This is a genomic window from Paraburkholderia sp. RL17-347-BIC-D (assembly GCF_046027915.1).
GTDB lineage: Bacteria > Pseudomonadota > Gammaproteobacteria > Burkholderiales > Burkholderiaceae > Paraburkholderia.
This window is the reverse complement of sequence record NZ_JARESS010000001.1, coordinates 347271-370025: the sequence shown is the minus strand read 5'-3', so window position 1 is coordinate 370025 and position 22755 is coordinate 347271. Positions and strand designations below refer to the sequence as shown.

Here is a 22755-nt window from a genome sequence, read left to right as displayed (position 1 = left end):
TGTTTCTCACCAGCGCACGTCATGTTTCGTTGTCCCATTGCACGAGCAACTCGGCCGGAATCGCCAGGACCACCTCCGCATAGCGTTTGCCGACGAACCGTTCCGCGCGCCGCAGCAGCACTGGAATGGGACTGCTCGGCTCATGCTGCTCGAACCACTGACGAGCTGCCCGGACCAGTTCGAGCGCGGCTTGACGATCCGCCGGTGTCACGTCCAAGCGGCGATTGACGGCGGCAGCGACAGGCGATGCTGTTCTCTCTTCGTTCGCGGGTAACGAATCGCTCGACGCGGCATTCGTGACTTCGTCCATAGCCTGCGCGTCGGCCGCGACGATCGCCGGGTGAGCGCTTTCCGATCGCACTTCCCCGGCGCTCAGATGCCGCAGCAACCGGGTAAGCGCTGACAAGTCCGCGGCGTAGAGATTCAGGTGTTCGCGGCTCCACGCGTCGATCGCGGCGACGCTCGCCAGCGCGTCATCGAATCCCGCCAGAGCCGCTGGTTGTTGCACGCGTAGATCATCGAGTTGCCGCGTCACCGACTCGGGCGCAAGCGCATCGCTCGGACGCGGTTGAGCAAAGGCGCGTTCAACGTCGCGCACCTGCAGGCGTGTCGCTGTCGACTTCGTCAGCGCGATCTCGCGCACGTCCGATAGCAGACCGTCTGTATCGGCCAACGTCTGCAAGGCATTCATGCGAATTTCCAGCGCGGCATCACGGTCTGTGTCGACGCCCGGTTGCGGGTGAATCCCGTCGGGAAACGCAGCCAGCCATGCAGCGAGCAATCCGGTGCCTTCGGCAAGACCTGCGGCACCCGCAAGGCGCGTACGGCACCGCGTAAAGAGGACCGCGAGGCGCATGTCCTTGCTGCGCATCATCAGGCGCCGGCAGTCGCGATCGACATCGCTCCAGTTGACCGGGTCCGGAGAACCCACGAAGTCGCCATACTGTGCCTCAATCCTTGTGGCCACTTTCGCCGAAAGCACCACGAATTCCGGATCGTATTCGAGGTCGGCCCCGCAAGGAGCGCTGTCATCCACCGGCATCATCCAGTCGTGGAGCGCTGGCCCTTTGGCCGGCGCGGCTTTCTGGGGCGCCTGTTTTCTGTTATTGCTCATCGTCTACCTTCATCACCCGCGCGGCTGCGCCACATCCACGGCATCGCTTGAATTCCTTTACATAGCGTTCCGGCTCGAAACGCATACCGGTAATCCGCTCTTCAGACGCTGAACGTCCCAGCCACCCGGACCATCCGAGCTGCTGCGGACCGCCCATGACAGCAGGCGGCGCACTCTGCGGCCGGATGCGCAGTTCCAGTTCCCAGTTGAACTCATTGCCGACGAACGTCCTGACCCATTCAATCAGTCGCGGCAAATCCGCACCCTGCGGGGTAAAGCGCAGGTATTCGTCGAGGTCGACCGGCCCGACGACAATGCGGAATTTGTGCTGGCGATCAGGAATCTGTTCACCGAGCGTCGCGCCGTCGCACATTGTCGACGGCGAGCCAGGCCAGCCGAGACGGCTGTGTTCGCTCGGATCCACGTCGAACCAGTGAAATGCAAATTCCTCGATGGCGACTGGCACGCCGAAGTAGTGCGCAAGCGTGGCGCGCAGGCCATCCGGATTACGCGCCTCGCGCACCAGATGCGGCGCGGCCGACAGCCGAGCATGCGCAGGCAGCGGCCCGTGATCGATCTCGCGGACATCCTGGCCGGTAAGGCTCGCAACGTAGAACGAGAATCGCTCGTTGCCGGGTCGATCGAGTCCCGCCGCGGCCTGGGCGGACGCCCATGCGCGGTACAGCAGCGTCAGATAGCGGTGGTGGAAGATGTCGAGGAAATTGACCAACGTGGTATCGCGTCGGCTCTGCTCACGTTCGCGCGCAATCTCCGTTACGTGGATCGGCAGCGGCCCGTTCGGCCCGAGCATCCCCAGACTGAAGAGGCGCACTTTCAGTCTTCCGTTCGCCTGCCCGACGCTCGCAATTTCGCGCGGGGCGAAGGTCAGGCTCGGCTGCTGCCCGAGACGAAACGGTTCCGCCTGCGGGCGTTGCGCCGTGCCGACCGGATCGATTCGCGGATCGGCGCCGATGCGACGCAGCAGCATCAGGAAGCCGTAGCGCCACGGCTCGGCCCGCAGGCGTTCGATCAACTCCGGCGAAAGCGCTGCATCGCGCACGATCGCCTTAAGCAGGGCCCGGTCCATCAGACGATCCCACGCGTGCCCATGCGCGCGGGCCAGTTCGCCACGCGGCCGCGCTGCATCGAATGCAGTTCGGTCTGCGTGAAGCTGTTGACCGACACGTGTCGCGTCAGATAGTGCTCGAGAATCAGGCCGAACAGATAGGGGCTGGTGCCCGAGAAGCCGGTTTCGTCGACGGTCAGCGCGCACTCGATGCCACGTCCGAACACCAGCGGGCCACCACCAGGAAGTTTCCTCGCCACCGGCCGTGTCTTCACGCCGACGAGGCTTTCGACCTGACGTCGGTGCTCGGTGTCGTCGGCTGCCAGGAACAGTCGCAACAGGTCACGCAAGCCCTGCCCGCCCTCGCGGTGATCGAGATCGTCAAGGGGCAAATAGTTGAAGTTCAGTTGACGGATCAGCCGCCAGGCCATCTCGCGCTCCGCGTAGGGCGCTCTCGGCACACTGGGGGCGCGAATCAAGCCGGTGCTCGCCACCGCATCGGCGTCGGCTACCGAAAGATCGTTGACGCCGTCACGCGGCACAAGGTTTGGCAGATCGCGGTTGGTGACCCACGCATCGACCGACAGGTAGCGGATTTCCTCGCTGTAGGGTGCCTCGTGCTGGTCGACCAGCGACACAAACATCTCCGTGCCGATGTACGGTGTTCGTGTACCGTAGCGGCGCGCCGAGTCCGAAATCAGCCGGCGCTCGCGGCGCGTCGAGAAATACCGTCCGTAATTTCCTTCGTCGTTGTTCAACGTTTGAAATAGCGGCCGGAATTCGCGCTCGGCGGACGTCGTCGTGACCTGCCCGGACAGCTTTTCAACGGCAAACACCTCATAGTCGAGTGGATGAAGCCGCGCCGGCACGATGCGGAACTCGGTGTCGCCTTCCGACAGTTCGATCTGGTCGGTGTGCTTACGGAACAGGTTGATGACCGGCGTGCAGAACAGCGCAAAGCGCGACGCGTCGACGAGGCTCGCGAGCCGGTCGGGTGACTGGTCGAGTAGCAGGACAATTTCCGCTTCCGGGCCGTTGACGCGGCGCAGGCCCTCCTTGAGACCGGTTAGCGTAAAGAAATAGAAGCGACTCGGGCACGCGAAGTATTCATGCAACAGGTTGTGTCCGTGAAATTTCGACCACGTGAGCGGCAGCAGGCCCTCGTCGTGCCCCAGTCCCTCGTGAACCACCGCGTCGGAACTCACCACGGACAGCGGCCGGCCCGCTGTGCCGAACTGACCCGGCACGCCGGTTATCGTTGCAACGCCCGCCGCGTGGATCAGCTCGAACAGGTGTGAAGCAACCTGTTCGTCACCCGCCAGGTACACAGGCAATCTGTCCAGCCCTCGCAGATCGGCCATGGATGCTGCATTAGTCGTACGCAACTTCAGGCGCAGCGCGCCGCGTACCTGCACGTTCGGTGGCACGTAGCGGCCGAGCGAAGCAATGTCGGGCGGAATGCCGGTCAACCTTGCTTCGGCAATCTCCAGCGGATAGAGCATCACGTCCTGGCTGCTGCGGAACTGACAGGGCGTCTGCTCTCCATCAGGTACGCGGGACTTGAAGGCGGTGCCGCGTGCAACGCGGAAACCTTCGGCAAGATTGCCTTCGACGGGGCTCGGGTACAGGCGCGCGACGGCCATCGAAGGCGTGGGAGCAACGTAGTTCGGGTAGATGACTTCGAGAAGCCGCCCAGTGAAACGCGGAAACTCGGCATCCAGCTTGATCTGCATGCGTGCCGCCATGAAGCAGAACGACTCGATCAGACGTTCGACATACGGGTCCGCCACCTCACCCGCCTGCATGCCGAGCCGCCGCGCAATCTTGGGATGAGCCTGCGCGAACTCGCCGGCGAACTCGCGCATGTAGATCAATTCCTGGTTGTAGTAGTCGAGCAGTCGCGGATCCATCGGTGTTTTCTCGTTGTTCTTTAAGCTTCTCTTGCGCAACGGAGGGCGGTGCTCAGCCCGCGCGCATGCCGGTGACGTTCAACTGGCTCGTTTCCAGATCGAGCGAACTCTGCACCATGAATTCGAGCGGATAAGGATCCATGCGGATCATGCAGCGGATCTCGAATGCCAGCACGTTGTAGTGAACGTCGGCATCGACTCCCGCGAGCGGCGCAATGCTGAGCGAATCGGAGATCAGCCGCGGCTCGAACTCGCTAATCGCGGTCCGGATGATCTTCTCGATGTCTTCCCACTTGCGCGTTGCCGTGAAGGCGCCCGCCAGCGCCGGCACACCGAAATTCACGGTTGACGAAGCCGCGTGCGGATGTCGCTTGCGATCGATCAGGTCCTCGATGCTGGTCGTGTTGAGCAGGAACGCCAGGTCGCGCTGCACGATGTCGCGCATCTGTGCACGGGTCACCGCGTATTCATTGGGCGCTTCTGTCTGCCTCTGCGGGGCATCGTCACGCAGGCGGTCGAGCAAGGTCGGCAGCAGGTGCGCATTCGCACGCCGAGGCGTGGTGCCGCCATCACGAACCGACCGCGCGTCGCCGCACATCGGCTTCGACGCCGGCTTAAGCCTGTTCATTTGAGCCGCCCTGCTGATTCGATCCGCGCTTGCTCGCGCCGTTACTGAATTCGCAACCAGCAAGCTCGAAGACACTCAAGTCGCCGGCACTGGTGGTCCACGTTTTCTGGCCATGGGCGATCACGCCGGTCGCCCCCGATTCCCGCCACACCGTCTTGCGTCCTAGTCGGATGGCATCGCGCTCGCCGCTGTCCCCCTGCACATCTTCCGCGCCGGGGTAACGCGCCGGCGCGAAGCCGCAAACCGTGGTGCCGTCGAGCAGCGTCCACGTGCACGGTGCCCAGACGAGATCAAGGAGCGTGGCGGGACGCTCGACCTTCCACGCGGCAAGATCTGAAAACGGCAACCACCGGTAACGTCCTGCCGTCACCACTTCGCAGACTGGTCCGAAGCGCGAATCGCTGTCGCCGATCCAGTCGAACGCGAAATCCGGCGCTTGACCGGCGACGAGCGGTGCGCGATCGAGCGCCGCGTAGCGCGCCTGGTCGGCGGCGTCGATCTGACCGGCAGCGCTCAGACGCAACGCCTCGATGAGCCCCTCGACCCATGACGGCGCGTGGAAGACGAACCCGGGACGCTCGCGACCCGCGATGACTTTCGCGCGCCAGAGCTCGGCGCGAATCAGATCGCGATACACCTGAACGGCCTGAGTCTGCTCGGGGCAAAGTTGCGCAAACACCTGGAGCTGACCGATTGCGCGCTCCCAATGACCGGTCACGCATAACAACTGGAACAGCGCCCAGCGAAATTCGGCTGCTGCGGGGCGCGTGCGAATCTGCATTTCAGCAGCCGCGATGCGCTCATCGAGCGGCATGCCGTGATCGGTCGTCGGGTTGATGCGGGATAGCTGCGCGGTCATCGAGCGTCTTCGTGTGTCAATGAATGAGAGGCCGGCAATGGGCTGTCAAGACCCAACGTATGGTGCTCGCGCCGCGCAAGCGCAGGTGGCAACGCGCGGGCGCGCCGCGCTGCCGCGGCGAGGTATTCCTCCGGCGCAAAAAGATCCAGGATTTCCGGGACCGGATCCGGTGCCGCCAGGTCAGCTTCATGAGCCGCCGCCAGCGGGCCGAAGACGTCTTCCATGAAGCGCGCGCCGGACAGGAGTGCCTCGATCGACCCGCTGTGCGGCGCCTGAGCAACCACCGATGACTCGTAGTGCAAAGCCGGGTGCAGTCCCGCCGATAACGCCGGCTGTGCTCCCCACCCTTCGGTAAGCGACGCCTGCGGATCAACAAGCACGCGACGATACTGCTCATGCAGCGTCTCGATCAGATCGTCGGCGCCATTACCTGCCTCGTCTCGTTCGCGCCGCGATTCGCCATTTTCAGAGGCCAGGGCGCCGCCGATCAGTCCGAATATGGCGTTACTGCCACGCAAGTCTTCGTCGATGCGGTCCTCGGCATCGTCTTCACAGGCACGCAGTGGATCGTCGACGGCCTCGCGGGCGAGGCGCATGTCTTCCCGCAGTCCGCATTCCGTTTCGGCCGCGCCCGGTTCAATGCGCGTCGGCGCCATGGCCTCGCGCCTAATAAGCCTGTTTATCCACATGCGATTCCCGTGCCTTTCCTCAATGGCGAGAGATCGCATTTTAACCACAACTCGCGGGCATTAGTCCATTACCCGTCGAATGAAATTTTACTCCGATAACCGATCTTATTTTTGAGACAAACACCATTCGCCGAAAAACCTTGATCAAAGCTAGACACCTCCCGACCTCACAACACTCACCAACATTTAAATACAATATAGAGATATATTTTTATTCCATAAAAACAAAGACATGCAGACACAACACCAATGACAACATACCCACCACGAAGAACTTTCCGAACATTGAATAGAAATTTCCCAATCTAGATAAGTTGCAAGTTTTATAGGCAATAGTCAATTGACGAATCATCCAAGCCATGTGTTTAATACAGTCAAGACGATTTGCTTATTCCAAAGAATATCGGGAAATTCGGAATACAACCTTGATTCGACCAGACTAAATTGAATAGTCGTTAGGCTGATTAGAAATTACGTTGTCCGGCAATAGTCGAAAGCACAAAACCAAGAACAACGATTCAGAGAAACCACATGGCGATTTCGCGTCAGGCGCTTTTCGGCAAGCTTGGAACCACGCTGTACAGAAGCATCGAGTCCGCCACGGCCTTCTGCAAGCTGCGCGGCAATCCGTATATCGAGCTTGTGCATTGGCTCCATCAACTGCTCCAGCAGCCTGATTCGGACCTGCATCGGATCGCGCGGCACTGTGGCATCGATCACGCAACGCTAGATCGCGATCTGGCGCGTGCGCTGGCCGCACTGCCCGCGGGGGCCAGTTCGATCAGTGACTTCTCGCATTACGTCGAATTGGCAATCGAACGCGCGTGGGTGCTTGCAACGCTTAGTTTCGACGACCGAAGTATCCGTAGCGCGTGGCTCGTCGCCGCACTCGTACAGACGCCTGAACTGCGGCGTGTGCTGCTGTCCATCTCACCGGCGTTCGGCAAGATACCTGTCGAAAGTCTGGACGACGCTGTTCTTGCATACATCGACGGGTCGCCCGAAGCCGCTGACGCACCTTACGACAACAGCGATTTCTCGCCAGCGGTGCCCGGTGAAGCCTCCCATGCCCTTTCCGCGGTATCAAAGGACTCGCCGCTCGAACAGTTCTGCACGGACCTGACAGCGCGCGCACACAACGGTGAAATCGACCCGGTCGTCGGGCGCGAGCTGGAAATTCGCACCATGATCGACGTGCTGCTGCGCCGCCGGCAAAACAATCCCTTGCTGACCGGCGAGGCGGGCGTCGGCAAGACCGCCGTTGTCGAGGGGTTGGCGTGCGCCATCGCCGCGGGCGACGTGCCGCCCAAGCTGGTGGGCGTGCGCTTGCTGAATCTCGACGTGGGCGCACTGCTCGCAGGCGCAAGCATGAAGGGGGAATTCGAAGCGCGTCTGCGAGGCGTGCTGGAGGCGGCATTGAAGTCGACGGTCCCCGTGATCCTGTTCGTCGACGAAATCCACACGCTGATCGGTGCGGGCGGCCAGGCCGGCACCGGCGACGCCGCCAATCTGCTCAAGCCCGCGCTCGCGCGCGGCGCGATTCGCACGATCGGCGCGACGACCTGGGCGGAGTACAAACGGCACATTGAAAAGGATCCCGCGCTCACGCGGCGTTTCCAGGTTCTGCAAGTGCCGGAGCCGGAAGAACTGGCGGCGATCGACATGGTGCGCGGACTTGCGGAAACGTTCTCGCGGCATCACGGTGTGGTCGTGCGTGACCAGGCGATCCGCGCGGCCGTGACCCTGTCGCATCGCTATATCCCTTCCCGTCAGTTGCCGGACAAGGCAATCAGTCTCCTCGACACCGCCTGCGCGCGTGTCGCACTTTCCCAGCATGCGCCCCCGCGAGAGCTGCAGGACGTGCGTCAACGCGTGCGGGCAGCGCGCGTCGAAAGCGCGTTGCTCGCCACGGAATCGCGTATCGGCCTCGATGCCGGCCGCGCCTTGGAGGCGGCCCAGAGTCGCATCGATGAACTCGTCGCCGCCGAGCAAAGCATCGAAGCGCGCTGGCAAGCACAGCTCCTCGCGGCGCAGGCCTTGCTCGCCGCCCGTGATGCGCTCGGTGCCGATGCCGGTGCATCGCAACCCGACAGAAGCATGGATACGCGCAGACCGCTTCATCCGCTCAAGGAACTGGAACGCGCGCTCACGGAATTGCAGGGCGATGGACCGCTGGTGTTTCCGGAGGTGAGCGAAGCGATCGTCGCCGAAGTTGTGTCGGATTGGACAGGCATCCCGGTCGGCCGCATGCTCACCGACGAAGTGGCCGCCGTGCAGTCGCTGCCGGCCACGCTCGAGGCGCGTGTGATCGGCCAGCGCGATGCACTGCATCAGATCGGCGAGCGGGTGCAAACCGCACGCGCCGGGCTAACGGACCCGAAAAAGCCGCTGGGCGTATTCCTGCTCGCGGGGCCGTCCGGCGTGGGCAAAACCGAGACGGCGCTCGCACTGGCAGAGGCGCTCTACGGCGGCGAGCAGAACCTGATCACCGTCAATATGAGCGAGTATCAGGAGGCTCATACCGTTTCCGGACTGAAAGGCGCTCCGCCCGGATATGTCGGTTACGGCGAGGGAGGCGTGCTCACTGAGGCCGTTCGGCGCCGCCCCTATTCGGTCGTTTTGCTCGACGAAATCGAGAAGGCCCATCGCGACGTGCACGAAATGTTCTTCCAGGTCTTCGACAAAGGCTACATGGAAGATGGTGACGGCCGCTACATCGATTTCCGCAACACGACGATTCTGCTCACCAGCAACGCCGGCTCGGAACTGACGACAAGCCTGTGTGCCGATGCACCGCTCTCGCCCGACGCCGACGGGCTGCGCGAAGCCCTCACACACGAGTTGCTCAAGGCATTTCCCGCGGCATTTCTCGGCCGCGTCACCGTGGTGCCGTACCGGCCGCTTGCCGATGAATCGCTTGCGCGCATCGTGCGCTTGCATCTGGACCGCGTGGTCATGCGCATGGCCCGTGCCCATGACATTGCGCTTGCCTACAACCAGCAAGTCGTCGACTACATCGTCGGCAGATGTCTTGTCGAGGAAACCGGGGCTCGTGTACTGATCGGCTTCATCGAACAACACGTGCTGCCTCGCCTATCCGCGTTGTGGCTCGACGCATTTTCGTCGAAATGGCCCATCACGCGCATTGAAATCGACGTCGTCGACGCGAGCGCACCACCCATCGTCGCGCTCACTTTCCAATGCACGTATGCGCATGCCCTGGTCGAGTCATCAGCAGCCGCAATGTCACCTTCCCTTTCCGTCGAGCAGGTTGACTAAACGCTGCCGACTCATCACCACCGTCCACGGAGACCTCAATGTCTGTTCCCAGTAGTTCGCAGAAATTCATCGCGCGCAATCGGGCGCCACGTGTGCAGATCGAGTACGACGTCGAAGTCTACGGCTCCGAGAAGAAAGTCGAACTGCCGTTTGTCATGGGCGTGCTTTCGGACCTCTCCGGCAAGCCCGTCGAACCGCTGCCGCCGGTTGCCGACCGTAGTTTCCTCGATATCGATATCGACAACTTCGATGAACGGATGAAGGCGATCAAGCCGCGCGTCGCATTCGCGGTGCCGAACACGCTGTCAGGCGAGGGGCAGTTGATGGTCGATATGACCTTCGAGAGCATTGAGGACTTCTCGCCGGCGGCCGTCGCCCGCAAGGTCGATTCGCTGCGGCAACTGCTCGAAGCCCGCACGCAACTCGCGAATCTGCAAACGTACATGGACGGCAAGTCCGGCGCGGAATCACTCGTCAACAGGCTGCTGCAGGATCCGGCGCTGCTGAAATCGCTTGCGGCCACACCGAAACCCCAGCTTTCGAACGCCGCAGCCGACGTGGCGGATGCCGCGGACGCGCCCCGCTGATCGACGGGAAAGAACAGATTCAGAGGACAAAACATGGCAAAACAACCAATGCACGCGGCCACCGCGGAAGTAAGCACGCAGTCCGACTTTACCCAACTGCTCAACCAGGAATTCAGGCCAAAAACCGAACAGGCCCGCGAGGCCGTCGAGCACGCCGTGCAGACGCTCGCCGAACAGGCGCTGCTGCAATCGGCCACGATCAGCGACGACGCCTACAAGAGCATCGAGGCGATCATCGCTCAGATCGATCACAAGCTTTCCGAGCAGATCAACCTGATTCTGCATCATGACGACTTCCAGAAACTGGAGTCCGCCTGGCGCGGCGTACACCATCTGGTTTCGAACACGGAAACCGACGAGCGTCTGAAGATCCGTTTCATGGACGTGTCGAAAGACGAATTACGCCGCACGATGAAACGCTATAAAGGCATCGCCTGGGATCAGAGCCCGCTCTTCAAGCAGATCTATGAAGAAGAGTACGGCCAGCTTGGTGGCGAGCCTTATGGCTGCCTGGTGGCTGACTACTATTTCGACCATACGCCGCCTGACGTCGATCTGCTCGGCTCGATCGCCAAAGTCGCCGCAGCGGCGCACACGCCGTTCATCTCCGGCGCGTCGCCCTCGGTGCTACAGATGGAATCGTGGCAAGAACTCGCCAACCCGCGCGACCTGACCAAGATCTTCACTCAGAATCTCGAGTACGCGCCGTGGAACTCGCTGCGCAATAGCGAAGACGCGCGCTATGTCGGTCTCGCGATGCCACGTTTCCTCGCCCGCCTGCCCTATGGCGCGAAGACCAATCCCGTTGACGAATTCGACTTCGAAGAAGACACCAACGGCTCCGACCACCGCCGTTACGCGTGGGCCAACGCGGCCTATGCGATGGGTGTGAACATCAATCGTTCGTTCAAGCTGTATGGCTGGTGCTCGCTGATCCGCGGCGTCGAATCCGGCGGTACGGTCGACAATCTGCCGTGTCATTCATTCCCCACCGACGACGGCGGCGTCGACATGAAGTGCCCAACCGAGATCGCCATCTCGGACCGGCGCGAAGCCGAGTTGTCGAAAAACGGTTTCATCCCGCTGATCCACCGCAAGAATACCGATCACGCCACTTTCATCGGCGCGCAGTCATTGCAGAAGCCGGCCGAATACCACGACGCTGACGCCACCGCGAATGCGAATCTGTCCGCGCGCCTGCCGTATCTGTTCGCCTGCTCGCGCTTCGCGCATTACCTCAAGTGCATCGTGCGCGACAAGATCGGCGCGTTCAAGGAGCGCGAGGAAATGCAGCGCTGGCTGAACGAGTGGGTCATGCACTACGTCGACGCGGATCCCGCCAACTCGTCTCAGGAAACCAAGGCGCGACGTCCGCTTGCCGCGGCTGAAGTCGTCGTGGAAGAGGTGGAAGGCAATCCCGGCTACTACCAGGCGAAGTTCTTCCTCCGCCCGCACTTCCAGCTCGAAGGCCTGACGGTGTCCTTGCGTCTCGTCGCGAAACTGCCGTCCATCAAGGAAGCGGCTTAATCGATACGTTCGCGAGTAGGTCCCCCTGAATGCACGGCATGTCTGCTGTCCGAAACCAGCCGTGCGTCCAGGCACGGACCAGCTCGCCGTTCGTGATTCTTTACCGTTTTCGATCCGATTCAAGGCGTTGATATGGCCGATGAAAATTACGATGTCGATGCAGCCGTAGCGCATCTCAATGCTCACGCACATGCGGACTCCCTTAGCCGATGCGCGTCCTACGTCAGGCAAGCGATTGCGGCCGGCGGAATCGTCATTTCTCAAGGACCGGCGGTCGAGTTGGCGAAGAACTACGGCCCCGTTCTGCGCGCGCACGGTTTTGTCGAGGTGTCGGCAAGTGACCTCATTACGCCGCGCAAGGGGGATGTTGCCGTCATTCAGTCTTACCCAGGCGGCAATATCGCCGGCCATATCACCATGTACAACGGTCAGCGGTGGGTTTCCGATTTCCGCCAGAACGACATGTGGAGCGGGCCCGGCTATCGCCAGAACAAGCCCGCGTACAAAGTGTACCGGTGGCAGGGAGAACAGTGATGCGATTGCGAGCCTGCGTATTGGCGGTGATCGCATGGGCTGTTCTGAGCATGCAGCCGGCACTTGCACAAAGCGCCGCGTCAGCGCAGCGGTTTCTGCAAACCGTCTACAGCGCCTACATGTTCAACGGCGATCCTCCCGGCATTGAGGCGGCGGGCTCTCACGCCATTGCCTCGCCATCGCTCCTGCAGTTGATCAGGAAAGATCAGCGGGCATTGAAGGGCGAGGCCGGCTATCTGGACATGGATCCGATTTGCCGTTGTCAGGACTTCGACGTGAAGACGACCGGCATTGAAGTCACGGTGGCGAAGCGCCAAAAAGCAAAGGCCGTCGTTTCATTTACGAACTTCAGGAAACCGAACAGGGTGGAGCTCGATTTGGTGTGGGTTCGTGGCAAATGGCTTATCGACGATATCAGGGGCAGTGATGATCGGCGCAGCCTCCGTGACGCACTACAGGCAGAGATTGCTGATTTGGTCAGGTAGTTGTTGTGAAACCAGGTTGTAGATGTTTAACACCAAGGAGCTTTAGATGGCACAAGACATTTTTCTCAAGATTAACGGCATTGATGGCGAGTCGCCGGACTCGTCGCACAAGAACGAGATCGAGGTGAGGAGCTGGGGCTGGCGCGTATCGCAGCAAGCGAACATGCACGCTGGTTCGGGTGGCGGCGCCGGCAAGGCCACCGTCGAGGACCTCGAGTTCGAACACCTCGTGGACCGGGCGAGCCCGAACCTGATGAAGTACTGCCTGACCGGCAAGCACGTCGACCAGGCTGTGCTGGTTGTCCGCAAAGCCGGTGGCAACCCGCTCGAATATCTGAAGATCACGATGAGTGACGTGATCGTGACTCAGGTTCATCCGTCCGGCAGCAACTCCGACGAAGGCATTCACGAACACGTTCGGCTTTCGTTTGCCAAGGTCAAGCAGGAATACGTCGTACAGAACGCGCAAGGCGGTAGCGGCGGCGCCGTGACGGCCGCCTTCGACATCAAGGGCAATAAGGAGGCTTAAGCCGTCCTGCCAACAGTCGCCCGGGCAGGTCCTGGCCCGCCTGGGCCTTTCCGGTTTGCTTCCCGCGGCGTTTCTATCGCGCCTCATTTTGCGTTGCCTAATGCGCCTCTTCATCAACGTTATTGCTCTCGCTTTTGCATGCGCGCTGACCGCGTGCGTCAGCAGCGATCCCAAAATGGCGAAGGAACCCGTCAAGCTCGAACTGTCGGTCGTGGCATCCGCCGGCGTCAATCCCGACGATCAGAAGCGCGCGGCGCCGATTGTCGTACGGATCTATGAATTGAAAACCGACGGCGTGTTCAATTCCGCCGACTTTTTTTCATTACAGGACAAAGACAAGACCGCTCTCGCGGACGATCTCGTCACCCGCCAGCAATTCCAGCTGCGGCCTGGCGAGAGCAAATCCATCAAGACCAAGGCCGATCCCGCAACCACCAGCGTCGGAATCCTGGCGGCCTACCGGGATCTGCCCAACTCGGTATGGCGCGCGGTCTATCCGCTGCCGGCGGCGCCGGATGCGGCGTGGTACCGCGCCTCGCCCAAACTCAAACTGACCATCAATCTTGAACCCAACGCAATCAAGATTACCGAGACCAAATAGTGGAATGAACGCATGAGCTGGCACAACAAGGTCGTCTGGAGCGAGGGGCTCTTTCTGCGCCCGCAGCTTTTTCAGCAACAGGAACGGTATCTCGAACACTATGCGCACAAGCGCGCAGCAACGCTCTCGCCGTTCTTCTTCGGCTTCAGTCATTACAGCCTCGATACCGAAGCGCTGGCGCTAGGCAAGGTGATCGTGAAATCGGCCAGCGGCGTGTTCGCCGACGGCACGCCATTCGATACGCCCGGCAGCACTCCCCCGCCTGCGCCGCTCACCATCCGCGCGGAACACCTGGATCAGTTGATCTATCTCGCCGTGCCTGTCCGTGTGCCGAACGGCGAAGAGACGACTTTCGACAACGCCGCTGACTCGCTCGCCCGCAACGTCGTATTCGATACCGACCTGCGCGACACCAATTCGATCGGACAAGGGCCGAAGACCGTGCAATTGTCGAATCTGCGCCTGCGACTCGTGCCGGAAAAGGAATTGACCGATGCATGGATCGGACTTGCGCTGACACGCGTCAAGACGATTCACGCGGATAGCAGCATCGTTCTGGACGACACATTGATTCCGCCGGTGGCCGGCTTCGGGGCGAGCGACCTGCTCACGAGCTGGCTCGCGAAGATTCACGAACTCACGCGCCTGCGCGCAACCGCCCTCGCTACACGGCTGACCGGCGGCGACGGCAAGGCCGGCACGACCGCCGAAGTGTCCGACTATCTGCTGTTGCAGACGCTCAACCGTTACGAGCCTCTGCTCCAGCATCTGCGCCGGGTACCGACCACGTCGCCGGCCGATCTGTACGCGCTGCTGCTGAGCATGGCAGGAGAACTGTCGACCTACGTGCGTCCCGAAAGCCGCCGCCCGCTCGACTCCCATCCGGCCTACCAGCACACCACACCACATCTTTGCCTGAAGCCCGTGGTGGATGACACGCACCTGTTACTCAACGCGGTGCTGGTGCGCAGCGCACAAAGCATCGCGCTGAAAGAACAGGGACATGGGATGCGCAACGCGGTGGTCGATCCAGTCGACATGCGCGGCTTCACGGCAGTCGTGCTCGCAGTGCACGCCGCGATGCCGCCGGATCTGCTCCAGCAACAGTTCGCCGCCCAGGCGAAAGCCGGTCCCTCTGAACGGTTGCCGGACCTGGTGCGTGGACATCTGCCGGGCATCGCGCTGCAGGCGTTGCCGGTGCCGCCGCGACAGATCCCGTTCAACGCGGGCTTCGTGTACTACGAACTCTCGCGTAGCGGCCCATTGTGGGAAGAAGTCGCGCGGCACGGCGGCCTCGCCCTGCATGTCGCCGGTGATTTCCCGTCGCTGAAGCTCGAACTGTGGGGCGTGCGCGGCTAGCACACATCAGCCGATATCGGGCAGCGGGAGGTGCTCGTGCCTGAGATCAGAAGGCGCGACGAAATTCCAGAGAAAAAAGGTAAACCAGTGAATTCAGACGTAGCGAACCGTTCGGGCGAGCGTGACCGGTGGCCAGGCGATCAAGACGGCATTCAGAGCACCGTCCCGCGTTCCGCACCAGGAGGACAGTCTTCCCGGAGCGCGGGCGCGGCAGCGTCCGGAGCGTCTCTTCATCGAGATGTGCCGCAGGGGGAATCGACTGCGGAGCGCCTTACCGCCATCAGAGCGGCCCGCAATCCGCTGCTCGAGGCAGCTCGCCCGCTATTGCGGGCGCTGGCGGACTTGCCCGATCAGTTGGAAAAGGACGGAATAGATCAGTTGCGAGTCTTGCTGGAGCAAGAAGTGCGGGGCTTCCAGAAGCTCTGCGATCAGATCAGTATCCGGCGCGATCACATGCTCGGCGCACGCTATTGCCTGTGCACGGCACTCGACGAAGCCGCGATGCAAACGGTATGGGGAAAAGGCGGTGAAACCGGCGTCGAATGGAATACCAACGGTCTTGCCACGCTTTTCCACGAGGATCGCCAGGGCGGCACCAAAGTCTATCTGTTGGTCGGGCGGTTGATGAGCGAGTCGCAGGAACATCTCGACCTGCTCGAACTCATTTACCGGATTCTTAGCCTCGGCTTCGAAGGTCGCTACCGCTACGAGGCGGATGGCCGACGCAAACACGAAACCGTGCGTCAGCGGATCTACAACGAGATCATGTCGCAGCGCGGGAGCCTGGCCGTCGCACTATCACCTCACTGGCAATCGGATGTGACGGGCAAGCGTGTGTCGTTCTTCGACTTCCCGGTATGGATCACGCTTGCCGTTCTATCAGTCATCCTGATCGGTCTGTTCGGCTATTTCAAATACGAACTGTTGAACCGGAGTGCCGAGGTGCAAAAACAGATCGCCGACATCGGGCGCATGACGCCCCCGCCTGCCCCGCCCGCACTTCATCTCAAGGAACTGCTGAAGAACGAGATTGCCGCGGGCACCGTGAGCGTCGACGAAGACGCGCATCACAGTTCAGTGACGTTCCACGGTGATTCGATGTTCCCGCCGGGCGCCGCGACGGTGAAGACGTCGATGACGCCATTGGTCACGAAGATCGCGGGCGAAATCGTGAAGGTACCGGGCAAGGTAACGGTGCTGGGTTACACCGATAACCTGCCGATAAAGAGCCGCCAGTTCGCGTCGAACGAAGCCTTGTCCGAGGAGCGCGCCACCCAGATCATGCAGATGCTTCAGACCGCGGGCGTGCCGGCGGCCCGGCTCGAAGCAGTAGGAAAGGGTGACGCCGATCCGATAGGCGATAACGCAACCGTCCAGGGCCGCGCACAGAATCGCCGCGTCGAAATCACGGTCGCGCAATAACGGACCAACCAGGACACTCGGGAAATTCAAGCATGAAGAAGTTGTCGTTTCTGGTATCGCGCCAGTTTCTTGCCTTTGTCGCGCTGCTGGTTGTCGCGCTGGTGGTCTGGTTTGTCGGTCCTCTTGTTGCGTTCGGTGGGCTGAAGCCGCTCGCAACCGTCGGGATGCGTGTGCTGGTGATCGGACTGATGCTGGGCGGCGTGCTGCTGTGGCTAGCCGGCTGGTCCACCAGCATGATGTTCGTGGCGCTACTGTGCCTGCTCATCTGGTATGCGTCGCCGCTCCTCGCGTTCGGGCATGAACAGCCGTTTGTGCCCGGGTCGGCACGCGTGATCGCCATTGCAGTCGTGCTGGCGATTTTCGCCGTGTACTGGACTTTGCGGCTCTGGCAGAGAATGCGCACCGACGCGCAATTCCTCAAGAGCCTGCTCGACTTCGGTGGCGCAAAAGAGGCATCGCCGGCTGCGGCGCAGCTGGAAAAAGTGCAGGCGATCGTATCGGGCGCATTGGCGCGGCTGAACGCAATGCGCACCGGAGCACGCGGCATCGGACGCCTGTTTCAGGGCAAGCGCTACCTGTACGAACTGCCGTGGTACATCACGCTCGGCTCGCAGGGTTCGGGGAAAACGGCAGCCTTGCTCAATGCCGGCCTGTCGTTTCCGGTCGCGGGCCAGATGCAGCGTACCGTCGGCGCCCTTGCCGGCACCGAGTCCGTCGACTGGTGGCTGACCAACGACGCGGTGCTGATCGATACCGCGGGCCACTACACCCGTCACGGCACCTCGCAACACAGCCGGATGTTGTCGACGGTCGCTACTGCCGGAAGGAAATCTGCCGACAAGACGGATGCCACGTCAAAGAGCGAAAGCGCGCACGACAAGGACAAATCGGTCGTGGCTCTCCCGGTGCAGCCCGCTGCCGCTACGGCTTCCGCCACGGTCCATCCCGCCTCCGGTCCGTTGCACGAGAAAATGGATGCGGCCGAGTGGTTCGGCTTTCTGGCGATGCTGCGCAAGCACCGGCCTCGCGCACCGATCAACGGCGCACTACTGACGCTGGATCTGGCCGTGCTGACGAGTCTCGACGACAGCGCGCGCATGGCCGAAGCGGCTGCGTTGCGCGGACGTCTCGCGGAGTTGCGCCAAGCGCTCGGCATCCGTTTTCCGGTCTATCTGGTCGTGACCAAAATGGACCGGCTGACCGGCTTCAACGAATACTTTGCTTCCTTGCCAGCGGAGGGACGCGCCCAGTCCTGGGGTTTTACGCCTCCCTACGGCAAGGAGACCATTGCGGCGGAAGGAGTTCGGACTCGCTGCAACGAGGAGCTCGGCTTGCTGGCAAATCGTCTGGCCGACGGCGTCAACACGCGCTTGCAGGACGAGTTCGATGCCACCCGACGCCGGCAGCTTGTCGCGCTATCTGAAGAGTTCGCCGCTCTGTCCCGACCGCTCGGCGAGCTGGTCGAGCGCGTCTTCCTCGACTCGCGTTACGACGATACGCAACTTCACGCCACTCTGCGCGGCGTCTATTTCACCAGCGCGATCCAGGCAGGCGGCGCACTTGTCGCCGAGCGGCGGACTATCGCGCAGCGGCTATCGGCGTCGCTCGATCGGGTACTGGGCACACGCGCGTCGAGACCGGCCGGCAACCAGAGCTACTTCCTGCACGATCTGCTCACGAAAGTCGTGTTCGCCGAGGCGCAGTTGGTGCGACCCAATCTGCGCTGGGAATTCCGTTTCCGTCTCCTGCGGCTCATCGGCCATGCCCTCGCTGTGCTGCTGTTCGCATGGCTGGCCATCGGCCTGCGCCTCAGCTTCGGCAACAACAGCGACTATCTCTCCATCATCAGCCGCAAGACCCAGGCGCTGGCCGCGAAGGTCGCGCAACTGTACAAGGAGCCGAAACCCGAGGCGATCCCCGATACGCTCACCGAGGCACGCTACCTGCCGACCTTCCCGAGGCTCGACCTGTCGGACCCGGATAGCGCATATCGTTTCGGCCTTTATATCGCGCCTGACGTCGTCGCTGAGAGCCGTCGCACCTACGACGTGCTCGAGGACAACCTGCTGCTGCCGCAGATCGTCAAGCGTGTGGAGGACGTCATCTCGCTGGCGGTGGCCAACAGGGATTCGAAGGCGGCCTACGACACGCTGCGCGTCTACCTGATGCTCTACAACAAGGCGAAATTCAACGCCGACGACGTGAAGGCCTGGGTGCTCAACGACTGGGCGAACACGGATAGCGCAACGGCTTTCGGCGGCCGGGCCTCGATGATCGACCACGTCCAGCAGCTCTTTTCAGGAAGCCGCGTGGTCCAGTCACCGTTGATCCGCAACGATTCACTGGTCCGGCAGGCCCGCTCGTTTCTCGACGGCAGCAATGCAACCGGGCGTCTGTACGAACGGGCCAAGACGGCGATGCAAAAGGAAGCGCCCGACGAATTCACGTTGATCCGCTCGGTCGGGCCGCAAGCCGGACTCGTCTTCACGCGGGCGAGCGGCGCGCCGCTGTCGCGTGGCGTGCCTGGACTGTTCACCTTCGACGGATACCGGCATCTATTCGACAAGCGCCTGCCTGAGTTCGTGGAGGCCGCGCGCGACGACGATGCGTGGGTGATGGGTCGCTCCTATCTCGGCGAGGCTCAAAAAAAAACATCTGAATTCGTAGGCGCCGTGACCGGCGCTGACGACCCGCTAACTGATGCCATCCGCCGGCAGTATCTGACGGAATACGCACAACAGTGGGACGCGTTTCTCGGTGACATCCGTACAGTGAACGGTACCAGTCTGCAGTTCAATCTGCAGGTGCTGCGCAGCTTTGCGGCGCCTGATTCACCGCTTGCCCGGCTGGCGCGCGCAGCGGCGCGCGAGACCACGCTGACGCAACCCGTCGCGGCAGCGGACGGCTCTCTCCTGCAAAAGGCGGCTGACCAGCTAAGCCAGAAGGCGGACAAGACGCTCGGGATACGGGCTTCGGAAATCATCGAACGCGAGCTGGTCGATAGCCACTTCGCCGCGCTGCGCGAGGTCGTCACGGGCAACGCGGACGGACAGGCCGCGCCGCAAGCGGCCACTGCACAGGCCGGCAAGACCGGTCTCGACGGTGTCGCGAGCTTGTTGAACGACTACTACACATCGCTGACTGTCGCCGACAACGCCATCGCCAACAACAGCATGCCGCCGGCAAGCGACACGGCGTCCAAACTCAAGATGACCGCCAACACGATGCCGGCTCCGTTTCGCGCCGTACTGCAGGCGTTGGCGGGGGATGGCTCGCGCGAGGTGAATCAGGGCATTGGCCAATTGTTGTCGCGACAAATGCAGGCAGTGGTCGGCGACACTTGCCGGCTGACGATCGAGGGCAACTATCCGTTCGCAGCCGACAGCAAGCGCGATGTCCGTATCGATGACTTCACGCGCGTCTTCGCACAAGGTGGCGTCATTGACGACTTCTTCACGAAGACGCTCTCGGCATTCGTCGACACCTCGGCAAAACCCTGGCGCTACAAGACGTTGGCTGGCGCCACCGAACCCGTCCAAGGTCCGGACCTCGAACCCTTCCAGCATGCCAAGACCATTCGCGACATCTTCTTTGCCGATCCGGATCAGAAGCAGTTGTCCTGGAAGGCCGATATCCGGATTCCTGAACTCGATCCGACGATCACCGGCCTGATGGTCGACATCGACGGCCAGACGACGCTCTATCAGCATGGGCCGGTTGCGTCGTTCCCGGTGACCTGGCCAGGACCTCGCGGCGGAGTGCACGCGGAGATGATGGCCGAGCCGCGCATCCGGCCGGAGAGTTCGACGATCACAGCGGACGGTCCGTGGGCGCTGATGCGGCTGGTCCAGAAAGGGCAGGTCGTCGAGACCACGACACCCGGACGCATACGTGTCGCATTCGATTTCGACGGCCGCAAAGCCGTACTCGATATCGCCGGTGTAAGCAGCGTCCCCAATCCCCTGACGAGCGATGTGCTGAAAACCTTCCGATGCCCGAGCTCGATGCCGGTGTTCACCCTCACCGACAGCGGGCCGCCGGCGGGATTGCCGCCGGGCGCTCCGGCTGCGGCGCCGGGCACGCCTCATTGAACTCGCACACGACATCCGGGGAATGCACATGACATCGACATCCGGTCCGGCCATTTTGCCCACGCAACCACGCATGCCCGCATCGCCGCCGATTCGCACGCGTGTCGAGGCGGCCGAGGCCGCGGCAAATCCGCTTCTCGAAGCGGCGCGCCTTTTGCTCGACGCACTGGCCGATACGCCGGTGGCACTCGACGGCCAGGCCGTCGAAATGCGTTACAGGTGGCTCTCGCATGAAGTCAGGGTATTCGACAAAGCCTGCGCCGAACTCCGTCTTCGCCCCGATCACGTTCAGAACGCGCGTTATTGCCTGTGTTCGGCGTTGGACGAAGCTGCCATGCAAACTGCCTGGGGCAAAGGCGTGTCGACTGGTGTGGAGTGGACGGCGCATAGCCTCGCCGTTGCGTTCGGCGGAGATCGCCAGGGCGGCGACCGGGTCTATGCGATCATCGAGCAGGCCATGCTTGATCCGCTCGAACATCGTGACCTGATTGAGGTGATCCAGAAGGTGCTGGACCTCGGCTTCAAGGGACGGTACCGGTTCGCGTCGAATGGGCAGGCCGAACTCGAAGCGGTTCGCAGGCAGCTTCACAACGCCGCCGCGACAACGAACCGATCAGCACCCGCGCGTCTTGCTCATACCGCAGTCACTGCCTCCGCCCTCACTCCGTCGCCACGCGATCACTTCGATCCGGAAGTCAGGCTTGCGGCAGCGGCGCCAAGACGCAAGGCGTATCTGCGGGTTGCGCTCGCCCTCATGCTTGTCGCGCTGCTCGGTTTCGTTACCTACGCCGGCTTCCACACCCGAGTTGATGAGCCGCGACCGGCTCAACTCGCAAAGCCGGCTGACGTACTGGCGCGGAATCTGGCTGATCTTCTGAAGAACGAGATTGCTGCCGGCACGGTCAGCCTGATGGAAAATGCCCAGCAGGGAACCATTAAGCTTCGCTTTGACGACATGTTTCTGCCGGGCGAGACAAGTGTGAACGCCTGGGTTGCGCCGCTGATCGCCATCGTGGGAAGAGAAGTCGCCCGGACGCCGGCAACGGTGCGGGTCACAGGATATGCGGACAGTTTGCCGGTCGCCAGGTCTTCGCTGGCGTCCAATCAGACGCTGTCCGAAGAGCGCGCGAAACAGGTCACGCAGATATTGCTCGCAGCGGGTCTGCCGTCTGATCGTGTCATTGCAACAGGAAAAGGCGATGAGGAACCGATTGCAGCCAACGACACGCCTCACGGCCGGATGAAAAACCGGCGCGTCGAGATCACGGTGACGCAGTAGCAGCGCGGCTGCGCAGCCACCCATACCACGCTTCCATGCCCTCTCCGCTCTGCGCCGACACCTGAAGAATCTGCATTTGTGGATTGACACGCTTCGCATACTCAATGCACCGCTCCACATCGAAGCGCAAATGCGGCAACAAGTCGATCTTGTTCAGCAACAACAAGGAACACGCCCGGAACATATGCGGATACTTGATCGGCTTGTCCTCGCCTTCAGTCACCGAAAGAATCAATACCTTGGCGGCTTCACCGAGATCGAAAAGCGCGGGACACACCAGATTGCCGACGTTTTCGATCATCACCACCGAATGCAGCGGCGGGTCGAGTTGCGTCAATGCTCTCGACGCCATCTCCGCGTCGAGATGGCACCCGGTGCCGGTGTTGATCTGCACCACGCGCGCACCGGTCGCGCGAATCCGCTCGGCGTCGTTGAGCGTGGCCTGGTCGCCTTCGATCACCGTCAGCGGGAACGCGTTACCCAGATCGCGAATCGTTCTTTCGAGCAATGTCGTCTTGCCGGCGCCCGGCGAGCTCATCAGGTTCAGCGCCAGGATCGAACGGCCGGCGAGCCAGCCGCGATTGCGTTCGGCCAGTAGCTGATTTTTCGCCAGGATGTCGCGTTCGAGGTTGATCGAGGTGCTGTGTTCGTGGTGATGTTCGTGATGGTGGTGGACATCTCCGTGATCGTGCACATGATCATCGTGATGGCTGTGCGAGTGTGAATGCGAATGCGCACTGACACCCACAAGATGACGCGGGATGACTCGCCGATAGGCAGGTCCGGCCGAGCCCGC

The 22755-nt window shown here is 61.9% G+C and carries 18 protein-coding genes; 11 read left to right on the top strand and 7 right to left on the bottom strand.

What is annotated here, in order from left to right:
• Nucleotides 1–19: 19 nt before the first annotated feature.
• From P0D96_RS01745 to P0D96_RS01720, 6 genes are read right to left on the bottom strand one after another with little or no spacing between them, the layout of a single operon-like run.
• Complete coding sequence (locus P0D96_RS01745) at nt 20–1114, bottom strand: type VI secretion system protein TssA (protein WP_408311068.1); 1095 nt, start codon at nt 1112–1114, stop codon at nt 20–22.
• Entirely contained in the window at nt 1104–2201 is a 1098-nt protein-coding gene (gene tssG, locus P0D96_RS01740) for a type VI secretion system baseplate subunit TssG (protein ID WP_408311065.1), read from the bottom strand. The genes P0D96_RS01745 and tssG overlap by 11 nt, the downstream gene beginning before the upstream one ends.
• A complete protein-coding gene (tssF, locus tag P0D96_RS01735; protein WP_408311062.1) occupies nt 2201–4090 on the bottom strand; it encodes a type VI secretion system baseplate subunit TssF in 1890 nt (629 codons plus the stop codon). The genes tssG and tssF overlap by 1 nt, the downstream gene beginning before the upstream one ends.
• A 52-nt stretch (nt 4091–4142) precedes the next feature.
• Nucleotides 4143–4688, bottom strand: a complete 546-nt coding sequence (gene tssE / locus P0D96_RS01730) for a type VI secretion system baseplate subunit TssE (RefSeq protein ID WP_408311662.1) — start codon at nt 4686–4688, stop codon at nt 4143–4145.
• Between the two features lie 16 nt (nt 4689–4704).
• Nucleotides 4705–5577 (bottom strand): type VI secretion system accessory protein TagJ, encoded by an 873-nt coding sequence (locus P0D96_RS01725; protein WP_408311059.1) that lies wholly within the window; start codon nt 5575–5577, stop codon nt 4705–4707.
• Complete coding sequence (locus P0D96_RS01720; protein ID WP_408311056.1) at nt 5574–6233, bottom strand: TagK domain-containing protein; 660 nt, start codon at nt 6231–6233, stop codon at nt 5574–5576. Before P0D96_RS01720 ends, P0D96_RS01725 begins: the two co-directional genes overlap by 4 nt.
• 564 nt (nt 6234–6797) lie before the next feature.
• Here P0D96_RS01720 and tssH point away from each other — a divergent pair.
• The 11 genes from tssH to icmH all read left to right on the top strand — a co-directional run bounded on the left by tssH (nt 6798) and on the right by icmH (nt 21959).
• A complete protein-coding gene (tssH, locus tag P0D96_RS01715) occupies nt 6798–9545 on the top strand; it encodes a type VI secretion system ATPase TssH (RefSeq protein ID WP_408311053.1) in 2748 nt (915 codons plus the stop codon).
• Nucleotides 9546–9583: 38 nt separating this feature from the next.
• Nucleotides 9584–10132, top strand: coding sequence for a type VI secretion system contractile sheath small subunit (tssB, locus tag P0D96_RS01710; RefSeq protein ID WP_408282063.1), 549 nt, complete (start codon nt 9584–9586; stop codon nt 10130–10132).
• A 33-nt stretch (nt 10133–10165) separates the two neighbouring features.
• Nucleotides 10166–11659 carry a type VI secretion system contractile sheath large subunit gene (gene tssC, locus P0D96_RS01705; protein WP_408282060.1) on the top strand — a complete coding sequence of 498 codons (1494 nt, stop codon included), beginning with the start codon at nt 10166–10168 and terminating at the stop codon, nt 11657–11659.
• A gap of 132 nt (nt 11660–11791) precedes the next feature.
• On the top strand, nt 11792–12193 hold the full coding sequence (locus tag P0D96_RS01700; RefSeq protein ID WP_408176564.1) for a hypothetical protein: 402 nt from the start codon (nt 11792–11794) through the stop codon (nt 12191–12193).
• The gene (locus P0D96_RS01695) at nt 12193–12678 is read left to right on the top strand and encodes a DUF3828 domain-containing protein (RefSeq protein WP_408311050.1); all 486 of its coding nucleotides are present in this window, start codon (nt 12193–12195) and stop codon (nt 12676–12678) included. Before P0D96_RS01700 ends, P0D96_RS01695 begins: the two co-directional genes overlap by 1 nt.
• Nucleotides 12679–12724: 46 nt before the next feature.
• Nucleotides 12725–13207 carry an Hcp family type VI secretion system effector gene (locus P0D96_RS01690; RefSeq protein WP_132374334.1) on the top strand — a complete coding sequence of 161 codons (483 nt, stop codon included), beginning with the start codon at nt 12725–12727 and terminating at the stop codon, nt 13205–13207.
• A gap of 100 nt (nt 13208–13307) precedes the next feature.
• A complete protein-coding gene (tssJ, locus tag P0D96_RS01685) occupies nt 13308–13808 on the top strand; it encodes a type VI secretion system lipoprotein TssJ (protein ID WP_408311047.1) in 501 nt (166 codons plus the stop codon).
• Between the two features lie 12 nt (nt 13809–13820).
• Nucleotides 13821–15167, top strand: a complete 1347-nt coding sequence (gene tssK, locus P0D96_RS01680; protein ID WP_408176562.1) for a type VI secretion system baseplate subunit TssK — start codon at nt 13821–13823, stop codon at nt 15165–15167.
• Nucleotides 15168–15254: 87 nt separating this feature from the next.
• Nucleotides 15255–16589 carry a type VI secretion system protein TssL, long form gene (gene tssL / locus P0D96_RS01675; protein WP_408176561.1) on the top strand — a complete coding sequence of 445 codons (1335 nt, stop codon included), beginning with the start codon at nt 15255–15257 and terminating at the stop codon, nt 16587–16589.
• Nucleotides 16590–16621: 32 nt separating this feature from the next.
• Nucleotides 16622–20680: a type VI secretion system membrane subunit TssM gene (gene tssM / locus P0D96_RS01670; RefSeq protein WP_408311041.1), complete on the top strand. Its 4059-nt coding sequence runs from the start codon at nt 16622–16624 to the stop codon at nt 20678–20680.
• Nucleotides 20681–20702: 22 nt separating this feature from the next.
• Nucleotides 20703–21959: a type IVB secretion system protein IcmH/DotU gene (gene icmH, locus P0D96_RS01665; protein WP_408311038.1), complete on the top strand. Its 1257-nt coding sequence runs from the start codon at nt 20703–20705 to the stop codon at nt 21957–21959.
• Here icmH and hypB read toward each other — a convergent pair.
• Complete coding sequence (hypB, locus tag P0D96_RS01660; RefSeq protein WP_408282044.1) at nt 21943–22653, bottom strand: hydrogenase nickel incorporation protein HypB; 711 nt, start codon at nt 22651–22653, stop codon at nt 21943–21945. The genes icmH and hypB overlap by 17 nt on opposite strands.
• Between the last annotated feature and the right edge of the window lie 102 nt (nt 22654–22755).